Below are 7,500 nucleotides of genomic sequence, written 5' to 3' on the forward strand. Positions count from 1 at the left end.
ATTGAAGAATGCTCGCGAGATTTGGAGAAATGTTTTATCTCTGATTGAAGAAGAGGAACGAACGCCAAAAGCCAGCTTTGATATGTGGTTGAAATCAACAGAAGGAATTTCGTTGATGGGGACAACGCTCGTCGTATCCGCGCCAGCCAGTTTCATTGTGACTTGGCTTGAACGTCAGTACTTGTCATTGTTACAAGATACGATTGAAGAAGTGACAAACAACAAGCTTGAGATTCATTTTATCGAGGAGTCGCAAGCACACAAGTATGCACCTGCGGATGGATCGAAAGAAACGATTGCTGCCACAGAAATGAAAGAACAGCCGCTTCCAGTACTGCCAAAAGAGGAAGGGAACCTCGGACAACTGAATGACAAATACATTTTCGAGACATTTGTCATCGGCTCCGGAAACCGGTTTGCCCATGCCGCCTCGCTCGCCGTGGCAGAAGCTCCGGCCCGCGCCTATAACCCGCTCTTCATTTATGGGGGAGTCGGACTCGGCAAGACACATTTGATGCATGCGATTGGGCATTACGTGAAAGGGCAAAAGCCTGGCGCACGAATTGCTTACGTATCATCTGAAAAGTTCACAAATGAGTTCATCAACTCGATTCGTGACAATAAGACCGAAGAGTTCCGTAACCGTTATCGGAACATCGATGTCCTCTTGATTGATGACATTCAGTTCTTGGCCGGTAAAGAGCAGACGCAGGAAGAGTTCTTCCATACGTTCAATGCGCTTCATAACGACCAAAAACAGATTGTGATTTCTAGCGACCGACCGCCTAAAGAGATCCCGACGCTCGAAGATCGTCTTCGTTCACGGTTCGAATGGGGTCTTATCACAGATATCACACCGCCTGACCTCGAAACGCGGATTGCCATCTTACGTAAGAAAGCGACAGCAGAAGGGCTTGATATCGCGAACGACGTCATGCTGTACATCGCCAATCAAATCGACACGAACATTCGTGAGCTCGAAGGGGCGTTGACGCGCGTCGTCGCCTACGCCAAACTCGTCGGTCGTCCGATTGATCCGGATGTCGCTGCCGAAGCGTTGCACAATATCATGCCGGTCCAAGAAGCGAAGAAGATCGTCATTCGTGACATTCAAGAGATTGTCGGTCGTCACTTTAATATTGAAGTAGACGAGCTGAAAGCGAAGAAACGGACGAAGACGCTAGCATTCCCTCGTCAAATCGCGATGTACTTGTCCCGTGAGATGACGGAAAGCTCGCTTCCTAAGATAGGAGAAGAGTTCGGCGGACGTGATCACACGACAGTTATCCACGCTCATGAGAAAATTAGTACGTTACTCAAGCATGATCCAGAGATGCAAGAGACGATTCAGACACTAAAGAAGGCTTTGTCCTAACGTCTTGTGTTTCGCTGTGGATATCCTGTGGATAAACCCACATAGTTATCCACATGTTATTCACAGGCAGAATGGCTTAGTACGAGTGGTTCAAGTGACTTATCCCCAGTATCCACAGCCCTTATTACTATTATGATTTAAATAATACTATTATTATTAAACTATATGACTCAGTTCACTTAGGAGGAATTATCCACATGCACTTAACGATTCAGCGAGATGTATTCATGCAAGCCGTACAAGACGTATCGAAGGCCGTTGCTTCTAGAACGACGATTCCAATCCTCACAGGTTTAAAGCTTGAGGCTCATGCCGATGGGTTGACACTCACAGGAAGTGATACCGAGATTTCAATCGAACGCTTAATCCCGATTGAAGAAGGCGGAATCGAACTCATTCAAATCCAACGAGCAGGCAGCGTCGTGCTCAATGCACGCTTCCTTGGCGAAATTGTTAAAAAGTTGCCGACGAATGAAGTGACACTTGAAGTGTCTCCAAACTTTATGACGCGGATTGAGTCAGGACAAGCCGAATTCCACTTGAACGGACTCGACCCAGATGAATACCCACGTCTTCCTGAGCTTTCAAGCGAGCGTCGTTTTTACTTGCCGGCTGATTTGTTGAAGACAATCATCCGCCAGACGAGCTTCGCTGTATCAGCTCAAGAGACACGTCCCGTTCTTACAGGGGTTAACTTCTCAGCTGAAAAAGGATTTTTGACTTGTGTCGCCACGGATAGCCACCGTTTAGCCCTCCGTCGGGCACGGTTCGAGACCGACAACGATTTGACGTTCCAAAACGTTGTCGTACCGGGCCGCTCATTGAACGAGCTCGCTAAATTGCTCGACCGCGAAGAATTGCCAGTCGAGATTGTTTTGACGGATCAACAAATTTTATTCCGAATGAAAAACATCTCGTTCTTCTCACGTCTCTTAGACGGGGCGTACCCGGACACATCACGTTTGATTCCGGAAGAATACCGGACAGCGGTCCGTTTGAACGCTAAAGATTTCTTGCAGGCAATTGACCGAGCCTCGCTGCTCGCCCGGGCCGATCGCAACAACGTCATTAAATTTGTCGCGGAAGAAGCGACGACGGTTGAAGTTTCGTCCCACTCTCCAGAAGTCGGGAAAGTGTCAGAACGCGTCAGCATCCTGTCGCTTGAAGGAGAAGAGTTAAAAATTTCATTTAACTCTAAATTTGTGATGGATGCACTCCGTGCGCTTGATGCTTCAGAAATCGAAATCCAGTTTACGGGTTCGATGCGACCGTTCATCTTGCGTCCGGTCGAACAGGATAGCGTCCTTCAGTTGATTTTGCCAGTCCGTACGTCTTAAATCTGACGGAGCGGATTCGGGGATGATGAGGTGTTTCACCTTATCATCCCCGTTTTTGCCTTATTCGACGTTTTTCGATAAACTAATAAGTATGGCGATTTTTTGTACTAAGTATGAAAGAAAGGAAGTGACGACATGCAAAAAGTGTCGATTACAACCGAGTATGTAACACTCGGACAATTTTTGAAGTTGGCTGATATTATTTCAAGCGGAGGCCAAGCGAAGTTCTTTTTAGAGGACGTTCAGATCAAAGTGAACGGCGAGGTCGATCAACGTCGCGGACGGAAACTACGGGATGGGGATACGATCGAAGTCGAAGGCTTCGGAGACTTCCAAATCGAGGGGAACTAACGTGCACTTAAAGTCGATCCGATTGCAAAACTACCGCAACTACGAAACCCTCGAGCTAGATTTTTCAGAACAGACGAACGTTCTCATCGGGGAAAATGCCCAAGGGAAAACGAATCTACTCGAATCGATTTACGTACTTGCGCTCGCGAAGTCACATCGGACGACGCAAGACCGTGAACTGATCGGCTGGGAAGCGGATGCTGCGATGGTCGAAGGGCGGATTCATAAACGGACCGGTGAGACGGTCCAATCGCTCACGTTTTCACCGAAAGGGAAAAAAGCGAAATTGAACCATCTCGAACAACGTCGTCTCAGCGACTACGTCGGGGCCTTCAACGTCGTACTGTTCGCACCAGAAGACCTCGCCATCGTCAAAGGGAGCCCGCAAGGACGACGTCGGTTTTTAGATATGGAGATCGGGCAAGTGAGTCCTGTTTATCTACATGAATTAAACCAGTACTTGAAGACGCTAAAGCAACGAAACGCCCTGTTGAAACAGCTCTCAGTCAAAGGCGGGGATGAGACACTGCTCGAGGTACTCACCGATCAAATGATTGAACTTGCGGTGAAAATCGTTTCACGGCGCCATCATTTCATCGATCAACTCGAAAAATGGGCCGGGCCGATTCACGCCGGCATCACGCGAAACTTGGAGACACTGACGATTCAGTACGTATCGGATACATTCCAAAAAGAACGTTACCCAAAAGATGCGATGTTTGAAACGTATCGTCGAAAGTTTGATAAAATAAGAGAGAACGAACGAAGACGAGGTGTGACGTTATTTGGTCCGCATCGAGATGATTTTGAGTTGTACGTCAACAATCGCAATGTCCAAACGTTCGGTTCGCAAGGTCAGCAGCGCACAGCGGCTTTGTCTTTAAAGCTAGCGGAGATTGAACTGATTCACGAAGAGGTCGGGGAATATCCGCTGCTCTTGTTAGATGACGTGTTATCTGAATTAGACGACCATCGCCAAACCCATCTGCTCGATACGATGGGCCAAAAAGTCCAAACGATTATCACGACAACCAATATTGATGGGATCGCTCACGAAACGATTCAACAAGCAAAGGTGTTTCACGTGAAACAGGGCGAAGTTGAAACAGAATCTGTATGAAGTAAGACCAATCCATATGAACACCAATTCATGTATAGTAGGTGAATGAAACCGATGAGTAACGAAAACGAAAAACAAATGCAAGATTATGGTGCCGATCAGATTCAAGTACTTGAAGGGTTAGAAGCTGTTCGCAAACGCCCGGGGATGTATATCGGTTCGACGAGCTCACGAGGACTCCATCACTTAGTATGGGAAATCGTCGATAACTCGATTGACGAAGCACTCGCGGGACACTGTGACACGATTACGGTCACGGTCGAGCCGGGTAACTCAGTCGTCGTTGAAGACAACGGGCGAGGCATCCCGGTCGATGTTCAAAAGAAAACGGGACGTCCAGCCGTTGAAGTCATTTTCACGGTCCTTCACGCCGGAGGTAAATTCGGTGGTGGCGGATATAAAGTCTCAGGCGGTTTGCACGGCGTCGGGGCCTCGGTCGTTAACGCCTTGTCGACGAAACTTGAAGTGTTCGTTCGCCGTAACGGCAACGTCTACTACCAATCATTCAAACGCGGTGTTCCACAAGGAGAACTCGAAATTGTTGGTACGACTGATACGACGGGTACGACTGTCCGTTTCTTCCCGGACGGCGATATCTTTGAGGAGACGCTCGAATACGACTTTGATTTACTCGCCACACGTCTGCGCGAACTTGCCTTCCTGAACAAAGGGCTTCGCATCGTCGCAAAAGACGAGCGCAGTGATGAGACGATTGAACGCAACTATCATTACGAGGGCGGAATCAAGTCATACGTTGAACACTTGAACCGCTCAAAAGCCTCAATCCACGATGAGCCTGTCTATGTACATGGCACGAAGGATGGGATTGAAGTTGAGATCGCGCTTCAGTACAACGAAGGATTTGCGAGCAACATCTATTCATTCACGAACAACATTCCGACCCACGAGGGCGGAACGCACGAGACAGGGTTCAAAACGGCACTGACTCGTTCGATCAACGACTATGCAAAACGCTTCGGTCTCATGAAAGAAGCCGATGGTAGCTTGTCAGGGGATGACGTACGTGAAGGATTGACGGCGATTGTCTCGGTCAAACACCCATCGCCACAGTTCGAGGGTCAAACGAAGACAAAGCTCGGCAACGCTGACGCTCGTACAGCGACAGACTCGCTCTTCACAGACACGTTTGAGCAGTTCTTGCTTGAGAACCCGTCTGTCGGGCGATTGATTGTCGACAAAGGTTTAATGGCGGCACGTGCTCGTCTTGCAGCGAAACGTGCTCGTGAAATGACTCGCCGAAAAGGAATCCTCGAAGTCAGTTCATTGCCTGGGAAACTAGCAGACTGTTCATCGAAAGATGCATCGAAGTCTGAATTGTACATCGTTGAGGGTGACTCGGCCGGTGGCTCTGCAAAATCAGGTCGCGATCGTCACTTCCAAGCGATCTTGCCGATTCGAGGTAAAATCATCAACGTCGAAAAAGCGAGACTCGATAAGATTTTAGCCAACCAAGAAGTTCGTACAATTATTACGGCGCTCGGGACTGGGATCGCGGAAGAGTTCGATCTCGCGAAGGCGCGGTACCATAAATTGATTATCATGACCGATGCCGACGTCGATGGAGCCCACATTCGGACACTGCTCTTGACGTTCTTCTACCGTTACATGCGTCCCCTCGTTGAAAGCGGCTATGTGTATATCGCGCAACCGCCACTTTACGGCTTGAAGCACGGAAAAGACGTCACCTACGTCCAAAATGAACGGGAACTGCAAGAAGCGATTAAACAGCTTCCAGAAAATGCTCGTTACAGTGTACAGCGTTACAAAGGTCTCGGTGAGATGGACCCTGAACAGCTGTGGAGCACGACGATGAATCCAGAGACACGCTCGATGCTTCGTGTCGACCTTCAAGACGCCATTGAGGCGGATGAGATCTTTGAAACACTCATGGGTGACAATGTCGAGCCGCGACGTGACTTCATCCAATCACATGCGCATTACGTGAAAAACCTCGATATTTAAAAAGAAGGGTAGGCAATAACGAATGGCAGAACAAGAAAATATCAAGGATATAAATATTAGCCAAGAGATGCGCACCTCGTTCATGGACTATGCGATGAGCGTAATCGTGTCACGTGCCCTCCCAGATGTACGAGACGGTTTGAAGCCGGTTCACCGCCGCATTCTTTATGCGATGAACGAACTTGGAATTCGTGCTGACAAGCCCCATAAGAAATCGGCGCGTGTTGTCGGTGACGTTATCGGTAAGTATCACCCACACGGTGACTCTGCCGTTTACGAGACGATGGTTCGGATGGCGCAAGACTTTAGTTACCGTTACGAACTCGTAGATGGCCACGGAAACTTTGGTTCTGTCGACGGTGACTCGGCGGCAGCGATGCGTTACACAGAAGCGCGGATGTCGAAAATTGCGATGGAACTCGTCCGCGATATCGGGAAGAATACAATCGATTACCAACCGAACTTTGACGGGGAAGAAAAAGAACCGGTCGTCATGCCTGCCCGGTTCCCGAACTTCTTGGTTAATGGAACGAGCGGGATTGCAGTCGGGATGGCCACGAACGTACCGCCGCATAACTTGAACGAAGTGATTGATGGGGTGCTTGCATTGACGCATAATCCGGATATCACGATTTCTGAGTTGATGCAGCATATTCCTGGTCCTGATTTCCCGACAGCTGGTGAAATTTTAGGACGTAGCGGAATTCGCCGCGCCTATGAGACGGGTCGTGGATCGATCACGATGCGTGCCAAAGCTGAGATCGAAGTGTTGAAAAATGGCCGTGAGCGCATTCTCGTTCATGAAATCCCGTATCAAGTGAACAAAGCGCGCCTCGTCGAAAAGATTGCCGATTTGGTACGCGACAAGAAAATCGAAGGCATCACCGACCTTCGTGACGAATCAGACCGTAACGGGATGCGTGTCGTCATCGAAGTACGCCGGGATGCGAATGCCAGCGTCATTTTGAACAACTTGTATAAACAAACGCCGATGCAAACGACGTTTGGGGTCAACATGCTCGCCCTCGTCGGCGGTCGACCGAAGACACTCAACTTGAAGCAGGCGATTTATTACTATATCGAGCACCAAAAAGAAGTCGTTCGTCGTCGGACACAATTCGACCTCGACAAGGCTGAGGCACGTGCGCACATCCTTGAAGGATTGCGCGTGGCACTGGATCATTTGGACGAAGTCATCGCCATCATCCGTAGTACACGGACCGGTGACGAGGCTCGCGAGAAGTTGATCGCTCGTTTTGGATTGTCGACTGAACAGACACAAGCGATTCTCGACATGCGTCTTCAGCGGTTAACTGGACTTGAACGAGAGAAAA

6 protein-coding genes (1 of these 6 only partly in view) are annotated in these 7,500 nt (G+C 48.9%); all 6 read left to right on the plus strand.

From position 1 onward, the window contains the following. The first annotated feature begins 1 nt into the window (after position 1). Positions 2-1,375: a chromosomal replication initiator protein DnaA gene (dnaA, locus tag FED52_RS00380; protein ID WP_021067847.1), complete on the plus strand. Its 1,374-nt coding sequence runs from the start codon at positions 2-4 to the stop codon at positions 1,373-1,375. Between the two features lie 197 nt (positions 1,376-1,572). Next, complete coding sequence (gene dnaN, locus FED52_RS00385) at positions 1,573-2,712, plus strand: DNA polymerase III subunit beta (RefSeq protein ID WP_034780296.1); 1,140 nt, start codon at positions 1,573-1,575, stop codon at positions 2,710-2,712. 135 nt (positions 2,713-2,847) lie between these two features. Further along, entirely contained in the window at positions 2,848-3,063 is a 216-nt protein-coding gene (gene yaaA, locus FED52_RS00390) for a S4 domain-containing protein YaaA (protein WP_034780295.1), read from the plus strand. 1 nt (position 3,064) lies between these two features. Beyond that, positions 3,065-4,183, plus strand: a complete 1,119-nt coding sequence (recF, locus tag FED52_RS00395; protein ID WP_138858549.1) for a DNA replication/repair protein RecF — start codon at positions 3,065-3,067, stop codon at positions 4,181-4,183. 54 nt (positions 4,184-4,237) lie between these two features. Continuing rightward, positions 4,238-6,166 (plus strand): DNA topoisomerase (ATP-hydrolyzing) subunit B, encoded by a 1,929-nt coding sequence (gene gyrB / locus FED52_RS00400; protein WP_034780293.1) that lies wholly within the window; start codon positions 4,238-4,240, stop codon positions 6,164-6,166. Positions 6,167-6,188: 22 nt separating this feature from the next. Then, positions 6,189-7,500, plus strand: the 5' portion of a protein-coding gene (gene gyrA, locus FED52_RS00405) for a DNA gyrase subunit A (RefSeq protein WP_034780292.1). It continues 1,259 nt past the right edge of the window; the window shows 1,312 of its 2,571 coding nt (coding positions 1-1,312); the start codon lies at positions 6,189-6,191; its stop codon lies beyond the right edge, outside the window.

Source organism: Exiguobacterium mexicanum, from assembly GCF_005960665.1.
Lineage (GTDB): Bacteria > Bacillota > Bacilli > Exiguobacteriales > Exiguobacteriaceae > Exiguobacterium > Exiguobacterium mexicanum_A.

Coding starts and splice junctions, on each gene's coding strand:
- dnaN (WP_034780296.1), top strand. CDS start 1,573: ATGCACTTAACGATTCAGCGAGATGTATTCATGCAAGCCGTACAAGAC.
- yaaA (WP_034780295.1), top strand. CDS start 2,848: ATGCAAAAAGTGTCGATTACAACCGAGTATGTAACACTCGGACAATTT.
- gyrB (WP_034780293.1), top strand. CDS start 4,238: ATGAGTAACGAAAACGAAAAACAAATGCAAGATTATGGTGCCGATCAG.